General features: G+C 71.2%; 19 protein-coding genes. 11 read left to right on the top strand and 8 right to left on the bottom strand.

Going from position 1 to position 19,240, the window contains the following annotated elements; all coding sequences use genetic code 11:
- Window positions 1-42: 42 nt before the first annotated feature.
- Window positions 43-546 carry a hypothetical protein gene (locus tag ACIBHY_RS30520; protein WP_397308477.1) on the top strand — a complete coding sequence of 168 codons (504 nt, stop codon included), beginning with the start codon at window positions 43-45 and terminating at the stop codon, window positions 544-546.
- On the opposite strand, the gene ACIBHY_RS30525 is transcribed toward ACIBHY_RS30520, so the two are convergent.
- The 3 genes from ACIBHY_RS30525 to ACIBHY_RS30535 all read right to left on the bottom strand — a co-directional run bounded on the left by ACIBHY_RS30525 (window position 515) and on the right by ACIBHY_RS30535 (window position 5,817).
- Window positions 515-3,883, bottom strand: coding sequence for a BTAD domain-containing putative transcriptional regulator (locus tag ACIBHY_RS30525; RefSeq protein ID WP_397308478.1), 3,369 nt, complete (start codon window positions 3,881-3,883; stop codon window positions 515-517). The two genes, ACIBHY_RS30520 and ACIBHY_RS30525, sit on opposite strands and share 32 nt — an antisense overlap.
- A gap of 63 nt (window positions 3,884-3,946) precedes the next feature.
- On the bottom strand, window positions 3,947-4,999 hold the full coding sequence (locus ACIBHY_RS30530; protein WP_397244397.1) for a YbhN family protein: 1,053 nt from the start codon (window positions 4,997-4,999) through the stop codon (window positions 3,947-3,949).
- Window positions 4,999-5,817, bottom strand: a complete 819-nt coding sequence (locus ACIBHY_RS30535) for a PIG-L deacetylase family protein (RefSeq protein WP_397244395.1) — start codon at window positions 5,815-5,817, stop codon at window positions 4,999-5,001. Before ACIBHY_RS30535 ends, ACIBHY_RS30530 begins: the two co-directional genes overlap by 1 nt.
- Before the next feature lie 39 nt (window positions 5,818-5,856).
- Here ACIBHY_RS30535 and ACIBHY_RS30540 point away from each other — a divergent pair, with 39 nt between their 5' ends.
- Window positions 5,857-6,942 (top strand): glycosyltransferase family 4 protein, encoded by a 1,086-nt coding sequence (locus ACIBHY_RS30540; RefSeq protein WP_397308479.1) that lies wholly within the window; start codon window positions 5,857-5,859, stop codon window positions 6,940-6,942.
- A gap of 10 nt (window positions 6,943-6,952) precedes the next feature.
- On the opposite strand, the gene ACIBHY_RS30545 is transcribed toward ACIBHY_RS30540, so the two are convergent.
- The 3 genes from ACIBHY_RS30545 to ACIBHY_RS30555 form a co-directional block, all read right to left on the bottom strand.
- On the bottom strand, window positions 6,953-7,741 hold the full coding sequence (locus ACIBHY_RS30545) for an NAD-dependent epimerase/dehydratase family protein (protein WP_397244391.1): 789 nt from the start codon (window positions 7,739-7,741) through the stop codon (window positions 6,953-6,955).
- A 228-nt stretch (window positions 7,742-7,969) separates the two neighbouring features.
- Window positions 7,970-9,418: a DUF2079 domain-containing protein gene (locus tag ACIBHY_RS30550; RefSeq protein ID WP_397308480.1), complete on the bottom strand. Its 1,449-nt coding sequence runs from the start codon at window positions 9,416-9,418 to the stop codon at window positions 7,970-7,972.
- Between the two features lie 84 nt (window positions 9,419-9,502).
- Window positions 9,503-9,883, bottom strand: coding sequence for a hypothetical protein (locus ACIBHY_RS30555; RefSeq protein WP_397244387.1), 381 nt, complete (start codon window positions 9,881-9,883; stop codon window positions 9,503-9,505).
- Between the two features lie 109 nt (window positions 9,884-9,992).
- Here ACIBHY_RS30555 and ACIBHY_RS30560 point away from each other — a divergent pair, with 109 nt between their 5' ends.
- From ACIBHY_RS30560 to ACIBHY_RS30575, 4 genes are all read left to right on the top strand, one after another.
- Entirely contained in the window at window positions 9,993-11,345 is a 1,353-nt protein-coding gene (locus ACIBHY_RS30560; RefSeq protein WP_397244385.1) for an APC family permease, read from the top strand.
- Between the two features lie 56 nt (window positions 11,346-11,401).
- Window positions 11,402-11,950, top strand: coding sequence for a hypothetical protein (locus ACIBHY_RS30565; protein WP_397244383.1), 549 nt, complete (start codon window positions 11,402-11,404; stop codon window positions 11,948-11,950).
- Window positions 11,947-12,357 (top strand): hypothetical protein, encoded by a 411-nt coding sequence (locus tag ACIBHY_RS30570; RefSeq protein WP_397244381.1) that lies wholly within the window; start codon window positions 11,947-11,949, stop codon window positions 12,355-12,357. The genes ACIBHY_RS30565 and ACIBHY_RS30570 overlap by 4 nt, the downstream gene beginning before the upstream one ends.
- A gap of 74 nt (window positions 12,358-12,431) precedes the next feature.
- Window positions 12,432-13,535: an aromatic ring-hydroxylating dioxygenase subunit alpha gene (locus ACIBHY_RS30575; RefSeq protein WP_397244379.1), complete on the top strand. Its 1,104-nt coding sequence runs from the start codon at window positions 12,432-12,434 to the stop codon at window positions 13,533-13,535.
- Here ACIBHY_RS30575 and ACIBHY_RS30580 read toward each other — a convergent pair.
- On the bottom strand, window positions 13,505-14,053 hold the full coding sequence (locus ACIBHY_RS30580) for a DUF1707 domain-containing protein (RefSeq protein WP_397244377.1): 549 nt from the start codon (window positions 14,051-14,053) through the stop codon (window positions 13,505-13,507). The two genes, ACIBHY_RS30575 and ACIBHY_RS30580, sit on opposite strands and share 31 nt — an antisense overlap.
- A 180-nt stretch (window positions 14,054-14,233) precedes the next feature.
- Here ACIBHY_RS30580 and ACIBHY_RS30585 point away from each other — a divergent pair, with 180 nt between their 5' ends.
- From ACIBHY_RS30585 to ACIBHY_RS30595, 3 genes are all read left to right on the top strand, one after another.
- Window positions 14,234-15,154: an anti-sigma factor RsbA family regulatory protein gene (locus ACIBHY_RS30585; protein ID WP_397244375.1), complete on the top strand. Its 921-nt coding sequence runs from the start codon at window positions 14,234-14,236 to the stop codon at window positions 15,152-15,154.
- Between the two features lie 29 nt (window positions 15,155-15,183).
- Window positions 15,184-16,335, top strand: a complete 1,152-nt coding sequence (locus ACIBHY_RS30590; protein ID WP_397244373.1) for a low temperature requirement protein A — start codon at window positions 15,184-15,186, stop codon at window positions 16,333-16,335.
- 147 nt (window positions 16,336-16,482) lie between these two features.
- Window positions 16,483-17,118: a DUF998 domain-containing protein gene (locus tag ACIBHY_RS30595; RefSeq protein WP_397244371.1), complete on the top strand. Its 636-nt coding sequence runs from the start codon at window positions 16,483-16,485 to the stop codon at window positions 17,116-17,118.
- Here the strand turns inward: ACIBHY_RS30595 and ACIBHY_RS30600 are convergent.
- On the bottom strand, window positions 17,079-17,228 hold the full coding sequence (locus ACIBHY_RS30600; protein ID WP_397308481.1) for a hypothetical protein: 150 nt from the start codon (window positions 17,226-17,228) through the stop codon (window positions 17,079-17,081). The two genes, ACIBHY_RS30595 and ACIBHY_RS30600, sit on opposite strands and share 40 nt — an antisense overlap.
- 99 nt (window positions 17,229-17,327) lie before the next feature.
- Between ACIBHY_RS30600 and ACIBHY_RS30605 the strand changes: the two genes are divergently transcribed.
- Both ACIBHY_RS30605 and ACIBHY_RS30610 read left to right on the top strand, forming a co-directional pair.
- On the top strand, window positions 17,328-17,786 hold the full coding sequence (locus tag ACIBHY_RS30605) for a universal stress protein (protein ID WP_397244367.1): 459 nt from the start codon (window positions 17,328-17,330) through the stop codon (window positions 17,784-17,786).
- An 81-nt stretch (window positions 17,787-17,867) separates the two neighbouring features.
- Window positions 17,868-19,223 carry an APC family permease gene (locus ACIBHY_RS30610; protein ID WP_397308482.1) on the top strand — a complete coding sequence of 452 codons (1,356 nt, stop codon included), beginning with the start codon at window positions 17,868-17,870 and terminating at the stop codon, window positions 19,221-19,223.
- The last annotated feature ends 17 nt before the right edge of the window (window positions 19,224-19,240 follow it).

Consider the following 19,240-nt stretch of genomic DNA (forward strand, 5'->3'; position numbering starts at 1 on the left):
CCCGCGCGTACACCTGAGGGTGAGAACGAAGGAGTGGTGACCATGAGCAAGGCAACCACAGCGGCGCTCACCGCCGGATCGGCCAACGCCGTCAAGCTGTTCGTCGCCGCCTTGGCCGCCACGGGCGCGTACGCGGGCGTCACCGCCTACGACGCGGCCAGGTCCGCCCCGCGGCCCCAGCAGGCGATCACGCTGCAGGCCCGCGAGGTCCCGATCACCTCACAGACCGCCGCCGTCGCGCCCGGCGCCATCTCCGTCACCGCCAGGTCCGGCGGGCAGGGCTGCGACCGCGTCTACCTGGCCAGGACCGTCGTGGTCAACCCCGATCCCGCGCAGACCGTGCTCTACCGCTGGCAGCTGTCGCGCTGGAGCCCGTACACCAAGCGGTGGAGCGTCTACCTGGTCGACCACTCCGGGTTCGGCGCCGCCCGGCGTACGATCTCCTGGCAGGCCAGGGTCGCCGACAACCCCGGCTGGTACCGGGTCGAGTTCGCCGTCCAGGGTCAGAAGACGATCAAGAGCGACCGTTTCCAAGTGAGTTGCTGACCGAACGCCGCGCCGCCTCCACCCAGCGGGCCACGCCGACCCGCTCGGCCACCTCCAGCGCCTTGCGGTAGTGGTCGAGGGCGGCGTCGGGCTGGCCGAGCCGTACCGCGAGATCTCCCAGCGTCAGCGCCACGGGCCAGAGCGCCACGACGCCCGTGCCCGCGCCGGCGACGCGGTCGGCGAACGGCTTGAGCTTGTCGTAGCAGTCGACCATCCGCGCACGGTCGTCGAGCAGCATCCCGGCCAGGGCCCGCCAGGTCATCGCCAGCTCGTACAGGAAGTCGGGCCGCACCGGCGGGCGCGTGGCCGCCACCGCCTTGGCGTCGGAGATGTGCCCGGCCGAGGCCAGCGCGAGCGCGTAGGGGTCGAGCGTCCACTTGGAGCCGCCCAGGTGCTTCTCGCTCAGCAGCTCGACCGTCTCGGCCGCCCGCCCGTCGACCAGGCGCAGGCAGAACGTGGTGATCAGCGGGAGGTCCTGGCGGCCTTCGAGCATGCCGACCCGGGCGGTCATCCTCGCCGCGTCGCGGTAGGCGCGCTCGGCGCCCGCGTAGTCGCCGGCGATCATCAGCCGTTGCCCGGAGTACCAGGCGCAGACCGCGGCGGGGGCCGACAGGTCGTACTGCTTCGACAGCCGCTCGGCCGCCGCCGCGTGCTGGTCGGCCGCCGCGAACTCGCCGCGCGCCGCCGCGCACTCCAGCAGCACCAGGTGGGCCAGCGCCTGCGTGGCCATCTGGCCGGAGCGCTGCGCCACCTCCAGCAGCTCGCGTCCGATGCTCTCGCGCGTGTCGACGGCGGGGATGTCGTAGGACTGGCGCAGCCTCCCGCTCAGCGCCGCCGCGATCAGAGCCGGGTCGCCGCTCTGCCGGGCCAGCTCCAGCGCCTCCAGCGACGCCTGACGGCCCCGCTCGGGAGAGGAGGAGCCCTCCAGCTCCAGCGCCAGCGTGGTCAGCAGGCTCGCGCGCAGCGTCTGCTCACCCTCGGGCAGCTCCATGAGCGCCTTCTCGGTGACGTCGACGATCTCCCACGCGGTGCGGGTGAAGTCGCGCGCCATTCCCTTGTGCGGCACCGCCAGCGACGCCGCCACCCGCGCGGTGATCTCCAGGTCCTGCAGCGGCAGCGCCAGGTCCATCGCCTGGCGGCGCAGCAGCCTGGCCGCGGTCATGTCGCCGCAGACCGCGAGGGCCTTGATCTGGCGCAGCATCAGCCGCAGACGTTCCTTGGTGTCGCCGCCGGTGCGTTCGAAGGCCGCGATCGCCTGCTCCCACAGCCGCGCCGCCTCGCGGTGCGCGAAGCGCCGCTCGGCCTGCTCGGCGGCCAGCCCGGCGTAGTGGACCGCCTTCTCCGCGGCGTCGGCGAGGAAGTAGTGGTGGGCCAGCGCCGCCACGTCCGCGGGGCTGCGCTCCTCGATCTCCTTCGCGACGGCCGCGTGCAACCGGGTACGGCGCAGCCGTGAGGCGTCGGAGTAGATCGTGTCGCGCACCAGGTCGTGGTCGAAGCGCAGCATGCCGGGGCCCGGTTCGGTGACGAGCCCGGCCAGCAGCGCCGCCTCGACCGCCTCGACCACCGGCTCCTCCGCGCCGGCCACCCCGATGAGCACGTCGATGTCCACGTCGCGGCCGATCACCGCCGCCTGCAGCAGGATCTGCTGCGCCTCGGCGGGCAGCCGCGAGATGCGCCGCCGCAGCACGTCCCGCACGCCGGACGGCACCCGCGACAGCACCGCGGTGGTCGTCGTCTCACCGGCCGCCGCGGCCTCGGAGTCGAGCAGGCGCACGGTCTCGCGGACGAAGAACGGGTTGCCGCCGGTGCGTTCGACGATCGACTCGACCGCGTCCTCGTCGATCTCGCGTACGCAGGTGGCCCGCACCAGCTCGGCCACCGCCTTCGGGTCGAGCCCTGACAGCCCCACCCGGACCGGGCCGAGCCTGGCCAGCGCGGCCAGCACGTCGGACTGCCCGTCGTCCAGCTCGCTCTCCCTGCAGGTGACCACGAGCATGACCCGGCTGGTGGCCAGCAGGCTCGGCAGCGCGCGCAGCAGCGCCAGTGTCTGGTCGTCGGCCCAGTGGAGGTCTTCCAGGGTGAGCAGCACGGGGGAGCGGCGGGCCACTCCGGCCAGGTAGCCGCCGACCGCGCGGTGCAGGCGGAAGCCGCCGGACAGCTCGTCGTCGTCGGGATCGGGGTCGGCGTCTTCGAGCAGGGGCGCGAGCAGTTGCGCGTACTCGCCGGCGCCGGTCACGCCGACCAGCGTGCGCAGGATCTCCACCCAGGCCCAGCCGGGCGGGGTGGCGGTGGAGTCGGGGCAGGCGCCGGAGGAGGTGATCCAGCCGTCGGTGGCGAGCTTGCTCTCCAGCTGGCTCAGCAGCGTGGTCTTTCCCGCCCCCGCCACGCCGGTGACGATCGCCACCTGGAAGCGGCCCGTGCGGGCGGCGGCCTGCGTCAGCCTGGTCAGCTCGGCGTCGCGGCCGACGAACGGCTCCGGCTCCAGCGGCGGCGGCTCCACGGGCGCGGCGGGACGCGGCGGCCAGGTGTCGTTGACCGGCTGCGCCGGGCGGGACGGGCGGGCCGACGGGACCAGCTCCAGGCCGGGCGCCTGGGCGAGGATGTCGGACTCCAGCTTGCGCAGCGCGGGACCGGGGTCGATGCCGAGCTCGTCGGCCAGGATGCCGCGGGCCCTGCGCAGCGCGGCCAGCGCGTCGCCCTGCCGGCCGCTGCGGTACAGGCCCAGCGACAGCAGCCGCCACCCCTCCTCGCGCAGCGGATGCTCGGTGGTCATCGCCTCCAGGTCGGGCACGGTCTCGGCGTTGAGCCCGAGGCGCAGCCCGGTGTCGGCGTGGCGCTCGCGCGCCACCAGCCGCAGCTCGGTCAGCCGGTTCACCTCGGCCTCCGCCCACGTCTGGTCGGCGAAGTCGGAGTACGGCGTGCCGCGCCACAGCCCGAGCGCCTTCTCCAGGAACGTCCTGGCCGACTGGGGGTCATCGCCCTCCAGCCGCTCTCCGGCGCTGCGTACCAGCTGCTCGAAGCGGAGCGCGTCGACCTGGTCGGGCGCGACGCGCAGCGCGTACCCGGAGGCGACCGTCACCAGCAGCCGGTTGGGACCCCCGCGCGGACGGCCGGGCTCCAGCACGCGGCGCAGGCGGGAGATGTAGACCTGCAGGCCCGACTGGGCGCCCTTGGCGGTGTCGTCCGCCCACAGGTCGTAGAGCAGGGTGTCGACCGGAACGACCTGACCCCTGGCCACGAGCAAGCGGGCGAGGACGGCTCGCTGCCGCAACCCGCCGAGGTCGAGTTCGTCGTTTTCGTACGCCTCGACTGGCCCCAGAACTCGAAACGCCACCATGTCAGCCGCCACGCTATGCGCGCTTCCGAATCACGCACAAGGTCTTTGAGGGGTTTGGAAGGGTCACTGCGGGGCCTTCATGCTCTCGGACGGGGATTTCGCGGCACCGTTGCGGCTGTCGCGCCTGCGCAGGAGCGCCCACGCGCCCAGGGCCAGGCCGCCGAACGGGATCTCGATAGTGTAAGTCCAGAAGCCGAACAACAGTGCGGTCGCGGTCGCGGGAGCCGTGGAGATGCCGAAGGAGACGAGCAGGAGCACCACCCCGCCCTCCATGATCCCGGCGCCGCTCGGCGTGATCAGCGCCGCGGTGAGCACCCGCGACAGCGCGAAGACCGCGATCGACTGCGCCAGCCCGGGGTACGCGCCGGTGGCCTGCATGCAGACCACCATGATCCCCCACTGCAGCACCAGGAACGCGATCATCGCCAGCGACAGCCCCGGCCAACGCGTCCTGACGATCCCCGCGGTGTCGGCGCGCAGCTTGTGGAACGACGGCGCGATCTCCTTCTTGAACGGCCGGCCCAGCCCGTCGAGCACCTTGCCCAGGAGCACCGCCGCGCGGTCCCAGTACAGCGCCGCCGCCACGACGACCACGAGCACCAGGATCGAGATCGCGCCCGCCCAGCCCGCCCGCTCCACGGTCGTGTTGACCACCTCGCCCGCCATCAGCAGCGCGATGATCCCGACCGCGGGCAGGATGAACCGGAACAGCGTGTTCCACACGCCGCTGACCAGCGTCATCACCACGATCGACCGGTAGCCGAACCCCCAGCCCTTGCACATGGCGAACGTCAGCGCCACGCCCGCGGCGCCGCCGAACGGCAGCAGGTTGCTGACCGCGCTGCCCGCGGCGTTGAGCGTGAGGCCCTGCAGGTTGCTGAGGCCGGGCTGCGAGTTGGTCAGCACGAACGTGTAGGCCAGCAGGCTCAGCAGCCACAGCCCGGCCATCAGCGCGATGGTGCCGGCGCCGAGCTGCCCGAACTCCGCGCCGATCTCCCGCCACGAGACGGGCTTGCCGGTCAGCGTCTGCACGATCTGCGGCAGGTAGACCACCAGCGTGACCGCCAGAGCAAGGGACAGCACGGACAGAGTGACCTGCAGCCACTTGTTCTTCATCACACCTGCTCGAAGGGGTGGGTGAGCCGGGTGCCCGGGGGGACGTCCCTGCGGACGAACCACTCGGTTCCGAACACCAGGCGGTAGAGAGGGCCGGGGATCTTCAGCATCACGGCCAGAGTACGGTCGCTGTCGCCGCCGCTGGCCTGGGAGACGTGCGCCTCCATCGACGCCCGCTTCTGCTTCGTGTACTTCCTGACGTTCACCCGATGGGTGATCTGATCGCCCGCAGTGTAGGCGCTCTCGAACGTCCGGGGATCGAACTCCGGCGGAAACCGGTATACCTTCCCCGCCAGCTTGAGCGCCTTCAGCAACGGATCGCGGTTCACCGTCGCCTCCAGGACGATCTCCGTCCCCGCCATCTCCGCCGCGCGCCTGCCCACCCGGTGCACCTGGACGTGGTCCGGATGCCCGTACCCGCCGGCCGGATCGTAGATCGCCAGCAGGTCGGCCGCCTCGTCCTTGAGGATCTCGGCCAGCTGCCTGGCCGCCTTGTCGGAGTCGGCGTCGATGAAGGCGTTGTCCGGCCGTTCCTCGGCGACGCCGCCCTTGGGGCTCAGCCCCGAGTCGCCGTAGCCCAGGCACTCCACCCGGGCGCAGCCCAGCAGCGCGGCCGAGGTGTAGAGCTCCCTGAGCCGCGTCTGGCCCAGCTCGTCGCCCGGATCCATCTCCGCCAGCCCGCGCTCGCCCGCCGTGGCCACCACCAGCACCACCCGGTGCCCCTCGGCCGCGAGCATCGCCATGGTGCCCGCCGTCAGCAGGGCCTCGTCATCGGGGTGGGCGTGGAAGAACACAGCTGTGCGTGGCTTTGTTGGCACAGGGCCCAGATTAGTCTGGGAGAGGTGCGGATCTTTCACGTGAGTGACTGTTACCTGCCGCGGCTCGGAGGGATCGAGGTCCAGGTGGCCGACCTCGTACGCCAGCAGCGGGAGGCGGGCCACGAGGTCGAGGTGGCCACCGCCACCCGCGGCGAACCCCTCGACGGCGTGCGCAGGATCGTCGCCAGAATGCCCTTCGACCTGCCCGTACACCCGCGTGGTGTGGGACATGTCACCCGCCTGCTCACCTCCTCCCGTCCCGACGTCGTGCACGTGCACACGGGGGCGGTCTCGCCGTTCGCCTGGATGGGGGTACGCGCGGCCGTGCGGGCCGGACTGCCCGTGGTGGTGACCGTCCACAGCATGTGGGACCCGGGCACCCGCGCCGTCTACCGCCTGCTCCGCCTCGTGTACGAATGGCACCGCTGGGGCGTGGTCGCCACCACCGTGAGCAGCGCGGCCGCCGTCCCGATCCGCCGGGTCGCGGGCCGGGGGGTACCGGTCCACGTGGTCTCCAACGGCCTTGACCTGACCGGCTGGCGGCCGTCGGACCTGCCCTCCGCCGAGGGGGGCAAGGACGGGGTCCACATCGTGGCGGTGGGCCGGCTGGCTCCGCGCAAACACCCGGTGCGGCTTCTGAAGGCCCTGAACACGGCCCGCGCCCGGGTTCCGTCCGGCGTCCCGATGCGCGCGACGATCGTCGGCGACGGCCCGGCGAGAGGCTCCATGGACCGCTACCTGACCCAGCACGGCATGACGAGCTGGGTGACGCTCCCCGGCCGCCAGAGCCGTGAGGAGATCGCCAGGCTGCTGGCCTCGGCCGACATGTTCGTGGCGCCCGCGCCCTTGGAGTCCTTCGGCATCGCCGCCCTGGAGGCGAGGGCGGCGGGGCTGCCGGTGGTCGCCCGCGAACGCAGCGGGGTCGCCGACTTCGTCCGGCACGGCGAGGAGGGCCTGCTGGCCCGCGACGAACCGGACCTGGCCCGCTGCGTCGCCCGCCTGACCACCGACACGACGCTCCGCGAGTCGATCGCCGCCCACAACCGCGCGACCGAGCCGGCGGCCGGTTCCTGGAAGTCGGTCCTGGAGGGCTTCGACCGGGCGTACCGGCAGGCCATCGGCTGACCGCTCGGGCTTACTGCAGGTGCGGGAGGGTGTAGGCGGGCTCGGCGAACGAACCGCCCTGGGGCATGCCGTCCACGAAGAAATCGTCGGCGCCGGGGATGCGGGCGGCGAAGGCTTCCGCGTTGTCCAGCGGGGTGTAGCCGAGGTCGGGCAGTTCCCAGAAGCGGCGGGCGTTGGCCGAGACCGCGTAGCCGGCCACGAAGCCGGTGACCGGGGCGGTGAGGGCGGCGGCGAAGTAGCCGGCGCAGTCGCGGGGGCTGAGCCAGGTGGCCAGATGGCGGGCGTCCTCTGGTTCGGGTTCGAGGCTGCCGATCCGCAGGCTGACGATCTGGAGGCCGAACTTGTCCGCGTAGAGGTGGGCCAGGGCCTCTACGGCGGCCTTGGAGACGCCGTAGAGGCCGTCGGGGCGCGGCGCGAGATCGGGGGTGAGCGTCCGCGCGGCGGGATAGTGGCCGGTCAGGCGGTTGCTGCCGGCCAGCACGACCCGCGGCACCCCGGTCAGCCGGGCGGCTTCGAAGATGTGGTGGGTGCCGAGCACGTTGGCTTGGAGCAGGTCCGGCAGGGGCGCCTCGTCGGGGATGCCGGACAGGTGGACGACCACGTCGGCGCCGCGGACCACCTCCAGGACCGCGCCGAGGCCGTCGAGCTCGGTGGTGACGACCTCCTCGTTGCCCGCCCGCGCGTCCAGGGGCACCCGGTCGACCAGCACCAGCTGCCCGGCCCGCGCCCGCAGGGCATCCCGGATCGCCGCCCCCACCCGTCCGGCGGCACCGGTCAGCACGATTTTTCCCAGCCTCATGGGCAGGAGTGTGCCGGACACCACCGACAGTTTCCCGCACGGTCGCCGTGATGGCTCGCCCCACAATCGCCGTGACGGCGGGGACCACGTCCGACGTGAGAAGCGACCCCCACGATCGGCGCCCGCCGTCGTCGGCGGGTGGCGTGGGGGCGGCTTGCCGTAACTGCAAAGGGAGCCGCACGTCGAGAGGCCGCACACCCGCCGCACACCCCGCCGCACGCCAGAAGATCAGCGGCGGAGAACGACAATGCCGTCGCGGTCGAAGACGCGGGTGTAGCCCTGGGAGAGGAGGGCGTCGACCTGGGCGCGCTGGTCGTCGGCCGAGCCGAAGGGGAACTCCCAGCGGGTCGTGTCCGCGACCACCCAGGGCGCGTTGTGCGATTCGGCCGTCCACAACAGCACCGTCGTACGCCCCGTCAACGCCGGCCCGAAGCTGTTGGCCGCCTCGACCACCACCCCGTCCGGGACCTTCGCCACCGCCTCCCGAGCCGCCACGATCTTGGCCTGGTCGCCCTTGTAGAAGTCAGGGTGGTAGAGCTGGTCGAGGGCGAAGCGGGGCACGAGGGTGACCGCGACCACCAGCACCGCCGCCGACCACACCACCGCGAGGTCCTTGCGCCCCAGCCACCGCTGCAGCCGGGCCAGACCGTCCACCCCCGCGCAGAACAGGATGATCACCGTGAACGCGCTGTACTGGAAGTCGGCCTGCCACCACAGCTCCCGGTCCGACAGCATGCGCTCCAGCACGTGCGGCAGCGCGATCAGCGACAACGGCGACAGCAGGCACAGCAGCAGCGTCGGCCACACCAGCAGGAACAACGTGTCGACCTTGGCCTCGGCGCTGAAGGGCAGCAGCAGCGTCCCGAGCGGGTCGCGCAGGATGCCGAGCAGCGCTCCGGGCAGGTCGGGCCCGAGGTGGTTGTAGGCCCAGAAGTCGGAGGTGTCGCCGCCGAGCATGGGGATGATCGCGCCGCGGGTGAGCATGACCCCGGCCGCGCCGATCACCGCGCAGCAGATGCCGCGGAAGCGGTCGCCGGTGACGAGAAGGTAGAGGCCGAACCCCATCACCATCAGCCCCATGTCCTCCTTGACCAGGAGGAGCCCGAACATCGCCAGGAAAGCGGGCAGAAACCGTCCGGCCTGGTAGCGCTCGATCATGATGGCGGTCAGAACCGGCACGAACATGACCTCGTGCGCGTCGAACGCGATCGCCTGCGCCACGGGCCACGACAGCGCGTAGGCGACGGAGACCAGGTACGCGGGCCCGATCCCCAGCACGCGCCGGGTGAACAGCCACAGGAACGGGATCGCCGCGGCGAACAGCAGCGCCTGCGCGACGATCAGCGAGCCGGGCCCGTCGTGGATCCAGTAGAACGGCGCCAGCAGCGCGTAGATCGGCGAGAAGTGGTCGACGATCTGGAGGTAGTCCATGCCCCGGTCGTGCCAGCCGCCCACGGCGGGGATGTACGGCGGGCGGAAGCGCGAGTAGTTGCGCACCGCCTGGTCGACGATGACCAGATCGTAGGTACTCGCCCTGAACGTGATCAGCTTCACCAGCCCGATCACGGAGTACGCCGCCGCGGCCACCAGGGCGAGCAGCCCGACGCGGTAGCGGTGCCGCGGAAGGCGGCGGCCGGGTGTCGTCACGGTTTCCGCCGCCATGGTCTCCGCCGTCACGGACAGCAAGAGTAGTGCTTGTGCGTCACGGCCGCCGCGCCGCGCTGCCCCCCACAGGCGGAGCGGCGGCCGTGGGCTCAAAGGTCAGCCGCAGGCCTTCTGGACCTTCGCCTGAATGTCGGGGATCTTGCCCAGGGCCTCGGTGGCGGAGGCCGGGTTCTTCTCGTCGACCTTGATGCCCTCGAAGACGGCGGCCAGGTCGTTCAGCGCGCTGGCGAGGTCGCCGTCGTGCTTGCCGGCCAGGGTCTTGATCTTGCCGGCCGCGTCGGTGCTCGCGGTCTCGATCGCCTTGATGTCCGTGCCCGCGCTGGTCATCGAGGTGGTGAACTCCTGGGTGATCTTGTTGAGGTCGGCGCTCATGCTGGCGCAGTCGACCGCGTTGCCCAGGCCACCACAGGCGGTGGTCAGTCCGGCAAGAGTCAGCGTCGCGATCGTGATGGCGATGCGACGGCGGGAGGAAGTCATGGTTGTGCCCTTCGTAGGTGTAGAGACGAAGGGACATTATGGACCATTCCTTGAATCTCGCTTGCACATTGCCAACATCAGTGGTGACAGACCTGGGTAGTCCAAGGTCATGAGCACTGGTCAGGTAGAACAACACTCACTGAAGCGGGTCATCGGCCGCCGGGTCCTGCTGCTGTTCGTCGTCGGCGACATTCTCGGCGCGGGCATATATGCGCTGGTCGGGAAGGTCGCCGGGCATGTCGGAGGGGCGCTGTGGCTGCCGTTCCTGGTGGCGTTCGTCCTCGCCGCGCTGACCGCGACCGCCTACGCCGAACTGGTCGGCAAGTACCCGCAGGCGGCCGGAGCGGCGCTGTATGTCAATAAGGCGTTCGGCATCCCGTTCGTCACCTTCATCGTGGCGTTCACCGTCATGATGAGCGGCATCACCTCGGCGAGCGCGGCGGCCAGGGCCTTCGGCGGTCGCTACCTGGCCGAGTTCGTGACGCTGCCGGTGCTGGTCGGCGCGTTCATCTTCCTGGGCCTGGTGGCTCTGGTGAACTTCGCCGGAATTTCGGAGTCCGTCAAGGTGAACGTGGCCCTGACCATCATCGAGGCGTTCGGCCTGCTGGTGATCGTGGCCATCGGCATCTTCGCGCTCTTCACCGGGGACGGCGAGCCGGCCAGGGCGATCGAGTTCCACCCGGCCAACGGCGCGTTCCTCGGCATCCTCGGCGGCACCGCGCTGGCCTTCTACGCCCTGCTCGGTTTCGAGGACTCGGTCAACCTGGCCGAGGAGGCCAAGAACCCGCAGAAGGACTTCCCCCGCGCCCTGTTCGGCGGCCTGATCGTGGCCGCGGTGATCTACATGGCGGTGGCGTTCACGGCGACCATGCTCGTCGACACCAAGACGCTGATGGACTCCTCCGGCCCGCTGCTGGAGGTGGTCAAGGTCGCGGGGCTGGCCTTCCCGCCCAAGCTCTTCGCGCTGATCGCGCTGCTCGCCGTCGGCAACACCGCGCTGATCAACATGCTGATGGCCTCCAGGCTCGTGTACGGCATGGCCCGCCAGCGCATCATCCCCCCGTTCTTCGGCACGGTTCATCCGACCCGGTCGACACCGTGGATCGCCATCGTGTTCACGATCGCCATCGCCGCGATCCTGGTCTCGACGGGCGACGTGGCGCCGCTGGCCGACACCACCGTGCTGTTGTTGCTGCTGGTGTTCGCGCTGGTCAACATCTGCGTGCTGATCCTGCGCAAGGAGGACGTCGGCCACGACCACTATCGGGCCCCGACCTGGGCGCCGGTGCTCGGGGCCGTGGTCTGCCTGTTCCTGGCGCTGCCGCTGACCGGCAGGTCGGCCGACATCTATCTGCGCGCGGCGGCCCTCATCGTGCTGGGCGTCATCCTCTGGGGCATCAACTGGATCTTCGTGGGCCGGGTCACCAAGGTGGATCCGACGAAGATCACCCCGAGCGACTGAATCCCTGACGCGTGGGCGGGCCGTACAACAGGTGCGGCTGTCCACGCGTTGGAGGGATGATGACCGCCATACCGATGTCCACGGGCCTGACCGGGACGCTCAACGGTCCCCGTCACCGGACCGCGCTGAACGTGTTCCTGCTCGTCGTGCTCGCGCACTGGGCCGAGCACATCGTGCAGGCCGTGCAGATCTGGGTGCTGGGCTGGCCGGTGCCCGAGGCCAGGGGAGTGCTGGGGCAGTTCTTCCCCTGGCTGGTCACCTCGGAGGCGCTGCACTACGGCTACGCGCTGATCATGCTCGTGGCGCTCTGGGTGCTCCGCAAGGGCTTCACCGGGCGCGCCCGGCTGTGGTGGAACATCGCCCTCGGCATCCAGATCTGGCACCACGTCGAGCACCTGCTGCTGCTCATCCAGGTGCAGTCGGGCTGGTTCCTGGCGGGCCGGCCGGTGCAGACGAGCGTGGCGCAGCTGCTCTTCCCCCGTGTGGAGCTGCACCTGTTCTACAACACGGTGGTCTTCGCCCCGATGGTGATCGCCATGATCCTGCACGCCCGGCCGAACAAGGAGGAGCGGGCGCGCATGTCCTGCTCGTGCGCGCGGGCGTGAACAGCCGTTTCACCGTCGTCGTGGCGACGGTGACCGCCGCGCTGCTCCTGGCGCTCGCCGTCCCCAACCTCGGGCCCGTCGTGCGCGCCGCGCGGGCCGAGGGAACCTGGGGCACGTTCACGGCGAGCCGCCTGTCGTGCGTGACGCATCCGGGCGGCCACGAGGCCTGCGCGTGGTACGGGCGGTTCGCCACCGCCGCGGGCGCGCGCGAGGTCTCCCTGTACGGCAGCGCCCGCGACACCATGGCCCCGGGCCAGGCCCTCAGAGCCGTCGACGTGGGCCGCCCCGCGCAGGTCTACACCGAGGGCGGCTCCAACGAGTGGATCCTGACCTTCGCGCTGGTCCTGATCGGCCTCGGCCTGCTCTATCCGCTGCTCTCCCGCCTGCGCCGGCGGATCACCTATTGACAGGCTCGCGAACCCGACCCGACGATGTCGCATATAGAGCAACTCGTCGCGTAATACGCAACAAGCGGGTGAACATGTCGAGTCTGGTCTCCACCCTTCCCGGCCGCTCCTACACCGACCCCGAGATCTTCCGCGAGGAACAGGAGAAGATCTTCGAAGACCTCTGGTTCTGCGCGGTCAGGACCGACGAACTCCCGCGACCCGGCGCCTTCAGGACCGTCAGGATCGGCAGGGAGAGCGTGATCGTCGTGCGCGGCCGCGACGGCGTCTTACGCGCCTTCCTCAACGTCTGCCGGCACCGGGGCGCGCAACTGTGCGCCGAGCCGGAAGGCGAGGTCAAGCGGACCATCCGCTGCGTCTACCACGCCTGGTCCTACGACCTCGACGGCAAACTCGTGGCCGCGCCCAACCTCGTCAAGATGCCGGACATCGACCGGGTCGAGTACGGCCTGATCCCCGTCCACCTGCGCGAATGGCTCGGCTACGCCTGGCTGTGCCTGGCCGCCGACCCGCCCTCCTTCGAGGAGACGGTCACCGGCGCCGCCACGGAACGGCTCGGCGACCCCGCCGCGATCGAGCACTACCACGTCGACAAGCTGGCACTCGGCCGCCGCATCGTCTACGACGTACAGGCGAACTGGAAGCTCATCGTCGAGAACTTCATGGAGTGCTACCACTGCGCCACCATCCACCCGGAGCTGACCGCGGTGCTGCCCGAGTTCGCCGGGGGCTACGCGGCCCAGTACTACGTCGGCCACGGCGCGGAGTTCGCCGAGCGCGTCGAGGGGTTCACCGTCGACGGCAGGGCGGGCTTCGGCAAGCTGCCCGGCGTCTCCGACGAGCAGGACCGGCGCTACTACGCGATCACCGTCAAGCCGCAGGTCTTCATCAACCTCGTGCCGGACCACGTGATCATGCACAGGATGTTCCCGCTGGCCGCCGACCGCACGGTCGTGGAGTGCGACTGGCTCTACCATCCCGACGTGGTGGCCGCTGGCGCCGACCTCACGCACTCCGTCGAGCTCTTCCACCGGGTCAACGAGCAGGACTTCGACGCCTGCGAACGGACCCAGCCCGGCATGTCCTCACGCGCCTACCGCGCGGGCGGCGTGCTGGTGCCCAGCGAGCACCACATCTCCGCCTTCCATCAGTGGGTGAACCATCGCTTGCGCGGATAGCGCACGCGCAGCGCGCCGTACTTGCTCTCGCCGCTGATCCTGAGGTGCGGTACGCCGGGACGCGGCCGGCTGGGGACGTCGGAGGAGGTCGAGCCCCATTGGTTGGCGAAGCCGTCCACGTTGGCCGAGGCGCCGGGCGGCAACACGACGCTGGCGGAGCCGTACGTGAGATCGAAGACGATGTCCACCACGGGATGGGACACGACCGCCTCGGAGAAGTCGAGGTCGACGCTGCCGTACTTGGACGTGACGCGCAGGTGGCGCGGCACGTCCCAGTCACCGGAGCGCTTCACGTGGCCGTTCTTCGTCTCCAGGTGGACGGTCTCTTCGGCGATGTGCGGCGCGGGCAGATCCGAGACGACCGCGAGCAGGTCGCCGTAGGTCCGGCCGGAGAAGACGAGGCTCAGGCGTTCGTCCAGCTCGGCGGGGGTGAGGCGGCCCTCGGCGAAGGCGTGTTGCAACTGCTGGGCGGTGCGATCCCGATCCTCGTCGGCGACGCGCACGTGCAATTCCGACATGGTTCGAGCATAGGTTCGCAGTCCTCAGAACGGGAGTTTCCTTCCCGAGGGCGTACGCAGATCGAGGGGAAGCGGCCGGCGCGGGAGGTGGGGGCGCCGCACGACCTGGATTCTCTTCACACCGGAGAGATACCCATCAGGAAGCCTTGAAGTCATCCGCGCGGAGTAACGTGTGGCTTGATGCTGGCGGACCCGTTCGCGCACCCGGCCCTCTTCTATCGGGGCGACCGGGAGTACGTCGCTGCCATCACCTCGTTCGTGCGCGAAGGGCTGGCGAGCATGGAGCCGGTCGCGGTCGCCGTCCCCGCGGAACGGCTGGCCGTCCTCGTCCCCGCCCTGGCCGCGGACGCCGAGCGGATCATGCTCGTGGACATGGCCGACGCCGGGCGCAACCCCGGCCGGATCATCCCGGCGGTGCTGATCGACTTCGCCGACCGCCACGACGGCGAGCGGGTGCGGATCGTCGGCGAGCCCGTCTGGCCGGGCCGCTCCTCCGTCGAGTACCCCGCCTGCGCCCAGCACGAGGCGCTGATCAACTACGCCTTCGTCGGCCGCCAGGCCACGATCCTGTGCCCCTACGACGCGGAACGGCTGGCGCCCGGCGTGCTGAGCGAGGCCGAGCGCACCCACCCGGTGGTGCGCGAGACCGGCGGCGAGCGCCACAGCGACGCCTACGCGCCCGAGCTGGTCATCACCTGGCACAACCGGCCCTTCCCCGAGCCGATCGAGCCGATCTCGCTCCGCTTCGACAGCACCAACCTCGGCGCCGCCCGCGCGCTGGCCGCCTCCCAGGCCGCGCTGGCCGGCTTCACCGGCACCCGCCTCGACGACGTGCGGCTGGTGATCGCCGAGCTCGGCGCCAACAGCCTCGACCACGGCGGCGGCTCCGGCCTGGTCCGCATCTGGACCGAGAACGGCCACCTGGTGTGCGAGGTCACCGACGCCGGCCACATCACCGACCCGCTGGCCGGCCGCCGCCCGGTCGACCCGCGCATGGCGGGCTCACGTGGGCTGCTCATCGTCAACCTGCTCAGCGACCTGGTCAGGGTCCACACGTGGGCGGGCGGCACTGTGGTGCGCACATACTTCGCCATGACCTGATCGTGTCCTGGCGGGGGTAGACCCGACTCATGAACGGCCTGCGCCCGATGCGCCCGCGCGACACCGCCGAGTCACACCGCGTGGCGACCCCGCTGGAGCTCTTCTTCGACCTGTGCTTCGTGGTCGCCGTCTCCTTCGCCGGGAGCCAGTTGCACCACGCGCTCTCCGAAGGGCACCTGGCTCAGGGGCTGAGCGGCTACCTGACGTGCTTCTTCGCCGTCTGGTGGGCGTGGATGAACTACACCTGGTTCGCCTCCGCGTACGACGTGGACGACTGGTGGTACCGGATCACCACGCTCGTGCAGATGTCGGGCGTGCTGGTACTGGCCGCGGGCGTGCCGAGGGCCTTCCAGGACGGCGACATCAGCCTGTTCGTGCTCGGATACGTGATCATGCGGCTCGCCATGGCCTCGCAGTGGCTGCGCGCCGCGGCCGGGCACCCGGAGGGGCGGCGCACCGCGCTGCGGTACGCGGCCGGGATCTGCGCGGTGCAGCTGACGTGGATCGTGCTGCTGTTCGTGCCGCAGGAGTGGCGCCTGGCCGGGTTCGTGGTGTGCGCCCTGGCCGAGCTGGCGGTGCCGGTGTGGGCCGAGACGGCCGGCCGTACACCGTGGCACCCGCACCACATCGCCGAGCGCTACGGGCTCTTCACGCTGATCATGATGGGCGAGAACGTGCTCGCCGCGACCATCGCGGTGCAGGAGGCCGGCCGCGAGCACGGGATCCAGTCCGGGCTGATCGTGCTGGCGGTCTCCGCGCTGGTGATCGTCTTCGCGCTGTGGTGGATCTACTTCGCCCCGCCGACCGCCGACCTGCTCACCTCCAACCGGCGCGCCATCCCGTGGGGCTACGGCCACTACCTGATCTTCGCCGGCATCGGCGCGCTGAGCTCGGGCATCGAGGTCAGCCTGGACCATCTGACCGGCAAGGCCCACATCCCGGCCGTCGCCGCCGGATACGCGGTCGCGGTGCCGGTGGCCCTGTTCCTGTTCATGGTCTGGCTGCTGCACCTGCGCCCGCACCGTTACGGCGGAGCCGACACGGCCGCCTTCCTGGCCGCGACCGCGCTGGTCCTGCTGGCGCCGCTGACCCCGCAGCCGGTGCCGGTGATGGCCGTGGTGTGCGCGGCGCTGGTGGTCCTCACCGAGGCCGGCCGGTGGCGCGGGCGGGCCCGACCCTGAGGAGGCAGGCCCTACCAGGGTCTGTCTCCCCGCAGGTCAGAGGTGTCCTTCGGGGGGACCCCCGACCAAGGTAGTAGGGGGCCGATCAGGGCTGCTTAGGGTCGATCTCGGATACTCGCGAAAGCCGCATTCCACGACCTTTGAGGCATGAAGGGATTGCTCGTCAGCGGATTCGCGGCCATCGGCACCGGAAGCGGCGCCATGCTCACCTTGCACGCCGAGGCAGGGCTCGACCCGTTCCACAGCGTGATCAGCGAATACGCGTGGGCATCGGGCGGCTGGATGCTGCCCGCCTCGCTGACCCTGTTCGCGCTCGGCTCGGCGCTCATCGCCGAGGCGCTGCGCCGTTCGGGCACCGACCGCCGGGTCGTCTGGCTGCTGGTGGCCTGGGGGACCTGCATGTTCCTCATCGGCGCCTTCCCGACCGACCGTCCCGGGGTCCCGCTGTCGCTGTCGGGCGGCATTCACAGGTACGCCGCCTTCGCCGCCTTCCTGGCCATGCCGCTCGCGGGCATGCTGCTGGTCAGGGCGCGCATGCGGTACGCCCCGGCCATGAAGGTCCTGTGCGGCGTCGCACTGGGCGCCCTGCTTCTGGTGGTCGTGCCCTACGTGGTGCGCATGTTCGGCATCCCGCTGGACAACGCGGACATCCCCGCCGGGCTCACCCAGCGGGTGGTCGTGGTGTCGGAGCTGGCGGTGCTGGCCCTGATCGGGTTCTCGATGCTGGCCAAGGGACGCCGCCGTCAGCGCTCCCAGGGCGCGCGCTCGTCCATCTTGGCGTAGGACATCACCGCCCGCGGCACCACCTTCAGCTCACCGTTGACGACGTCGGCGATCGGCAGCTTGTACGCGCCGGACTCGCCGGCGTCGTCGCGCTTGTCGGCCGGGGGCATGTCCTGGAGCCTGTCACTGTCTATCGGACCGGCTGCCTGATTCCCGGGCATGAATCGGGGCAGGAGGAGATCAGTGACTCCTACTTTGGGATGGCCGAAATGACGATTCTGATCGCGTACGACGGTTCGGACGACGCCAAGGCGGCGATCTCCTTCGCTGGCCGGTCGCTCAAGAGTGAGAACGCCGTCGTGCTCACCGTCTGGGAACGCCTCGCCATGAGCGCCGCCCGCGCCTCCGTGGGCATGGTCATGGCCCCCGAATTCTCCGCCGCCGAGGACCAGGCGGTCGGTGACGCCATGCGGAAGCTGTCCGAGCAGGGGGCCGAGCTGGCCAGGAAGGCCGGCTTCGAGGCCACGGCCAGGTGCGAGCTGGACGGCGTGGCGGTGTGGTCGACGATCGTGGACGTGGCCGACGAGCTCGACGCCGCCCTCATCGTCACCGGCACCCGGGGGCTCGGCGGGGTGAAGTCCCTCCTGCTCGGGAGCACCTCCGACCGGGTGCTGCACCACGCGAGCCGGCCCGTGCTGGTCGTGCCGGCGCCGGAGCGGGAGGAGTAGCCCGGCCGGTTCACCGTCCGTTCACCGAAGTGTCGGTCCGATGGTGCAGAGTCTCCTTCCAGGACGGATCTAGGGGGACTGGTGGCCGAACGGCTCGCGCGCAGGCTCGGCACCACCGACGCGGTGGTGATCGGGCTGAGCGCGATGATCGGCGCGGGCGTGTTCGTGGCGTTCGCGCCCGCGGTCCAGGCGGCCGGCTCGTGGCTGTTCCCGGCCCTGGCGATCGCCGCGGTCGTCGCCTACTGCAACGCGACCTCCTCGGCGCGGCTGGCCGCCCTCTACCCCGAGTCCGGCGGCACCTACGTCTACGGCAGGCGCCGGCTGAGCCCCTTCTGGGGCTACCTGGCCGGCTGGGGCTTCACCGTCGGCAAGACCGCCTCCTGCGCCGTGATGGCGCTGACGTTCGGCGCCTACGTGGCCCCGGCCCTGGCCCAGCCGCTGGCGATCGGCGCGGTCGTGGGCGTGACCGCGCTCAACCTGCTCGGTGTACAGCGCTCGGCGGGTGCTGCCCGCGTCATGATCGCCTTCGTGCTGGCGGTGCTGGCCATGGTCGTCGCCGCCGGGCTGCTGTCCGGTCCGGCGCCGCCGTTCTCGCTGATGGACCCGACCGCGTACGGCATGCCGGATCCGCTCGCGACCCCCGGCTGGCTCGGGCTCCAGCCCGAGCCGGAGCCGGATCGGGGGCTCAGCATGACCGCGGTGGCGGTCGCCGGCGGAGGCTCCTGGAGCCCCCCGGGCGTGCTGCAGGGGGCCGGGCTGCTCTTCTTCGCCTTCGCCGGCTACGCGCGCATCGCCACGCTGGGGGAGGAGGTGCGCGACCCGTCCCGCACGATCCCCCGCGCCGTCGGCATCGCCCTGGCCGTCACGCTCGTCGTCTACACGCTGGTGGCGCTGGCCGCCCTCCGCGCGCTCGGCCCTGAGCGCCTCGGGCTGTCGCGGGCGCCGCTCGCCGACGTGGCCAGGACCGCGGACGTCGCCTGGCTGGTCCCCGTCGTCTCGGCCGCCGCCGCCGTGGCCGCGCTGGGCGCCCTGCTGGCGCTGGTGCTGGGCGTCTCGCGCACCGTCCTCGCGATGGCACGCAACCGCGACCTGCCGGCGTTCCTCGACGCGATCCATCCGGCCCGGCAGGTGCCCCACCGCGCCGAACTGGCCGTGGGCGTGACGGTGATCATCCTGCTGTTGCTGGCGGATCTGCGCGGCGCCATCGCGTTCTCCTCCTTCGGCGTCCTGGTCTACTACGCGATCGCCAACGCCGCCGCCCTGACCCTCACCAGAGACGAGGGCGCCCCGCGCCGGGTCATCCCGGTCGTGGGCCTCGGGCTCTGCCTGCTCCTGGCGTTCACGCTGCCCTGGGCGGCCGTGGTCACCGGTCTGGCCGTGTTCGCCTTCGGCGCCGTGCTGTGGTTCCTGCGGCACCGCTCGGCCGCGGGGCGTTGACCGCGCCACGCGGGCGA

This window comes from Nonomuraea sp. NPDC050547, from assembly GCF_044457345.1.
GTDB lineage: Bacteria > Actinomycetota > Actinomycetes > Streptosporangiales > Streptosporangiaceae > Nonomuraea.

Bases quoted from the DNA above. Each gene is read 5' to 3' on its own strand.
- ACIBHY_RS30555 (WP_397244387.1), bottom strand. From the start codon at position 9,883: ATGACTTCCTCCCGCCGTCGCATCGCCATCACGATCGCGACGCTGACT.
- ACIBHY_RS30560 (WP_397244385.1), top strand. From the start codon at position 9,993: ATGAGCACTGGTCAGGTAGAACAACACTCACTGAAGCGGGTCATCGGC.
- ACIBHY_RS30520 (WP_397308477.1), top strand. From the start codon at position 43: ATGAGCAAGGCAACCACAGCGGCGCTCACCGCCGGATCGGCCAACGCC.
- ACIBHY_RS30525 (WP_397308478.1), bottom strand. From the start codon at position 3,883: ATGGTGGCGTTTCGAGTTCTGGGGCCAGTCGAGGCGTACGAAAACGAC.
- ACIBHY_RS30585 (WP_397244375.1), top strand. From the start codon at position 14,234: ATGCTGGCGGACCCGTTCGCGCACCCGGCCCTCTTCTATCGGGGCGAC.
- ACIBHY_RS30600 (WP_397308481.1), bottom strand. From the start codon at position 17,228: ATGCCCCCGGCCGACAAGCGCGACGACGCCGGCGAGTCCGGCGCGTAC.
- ACIBHY_RS30595 (WP_397244371.1), top strand. From the start codon at position 16,483: ATGAAGGGATTGCTCGTCAGCGGATTCGCGGCCATCGGCACCGGAAGC.
- ACIBHY_RS30590 (WP_397244373.1), top strand. From the start codon at position 15,184: ATGAACGGCCTGCGCCCGATGCGCCCGCGCGACACCGCCGAGTCACAC.
- ACIBHY_RS30545 (WP_397244391.1), bottom strand. From the start codon at position 7,741: ATGAGGCTGGGAAAAATCGTGCTGACCGGTGCCGCCGGACGGGTGGGG.
- ACIBHY_RS30575 (WP_397244379.1), top strand. From the start codon at position 12,432: ATGTCGAGTCTGGTCTCCACCCTTCCCGGCCGCTCCTACACCGACCCC.
- ACIBHY_RS30530 (WP_397244397.1), bottom strand. From the start codon at position 4,999: ATGAAGAACAAGTGGCTGCAGGTCACTCTGTCCGTGCTGTCCCTTGCT.
- ACIBHY_RS30565 (WP_397244383.1), top strand. From the start codon at position 11,402: ATGATGACCGCCATACCGATGTCCACGGGCCTGACCGGGACGCTCAAC.
- ACIBHY_RS30580 (WP_397244377.1), bottom strand. From the start codon at position 14,053: ATGTCGGAATTGCACGTGCGCGTCGCCGACGAGGATCGGGATCGCACC.
- ACIBHY_RS30605 (WP_397244367.1), top strand. From the start codon at position 17,328: ATGACGATTCTGATCGCGTACGACGGTTCGGACGACGCCAAGGCGGCG.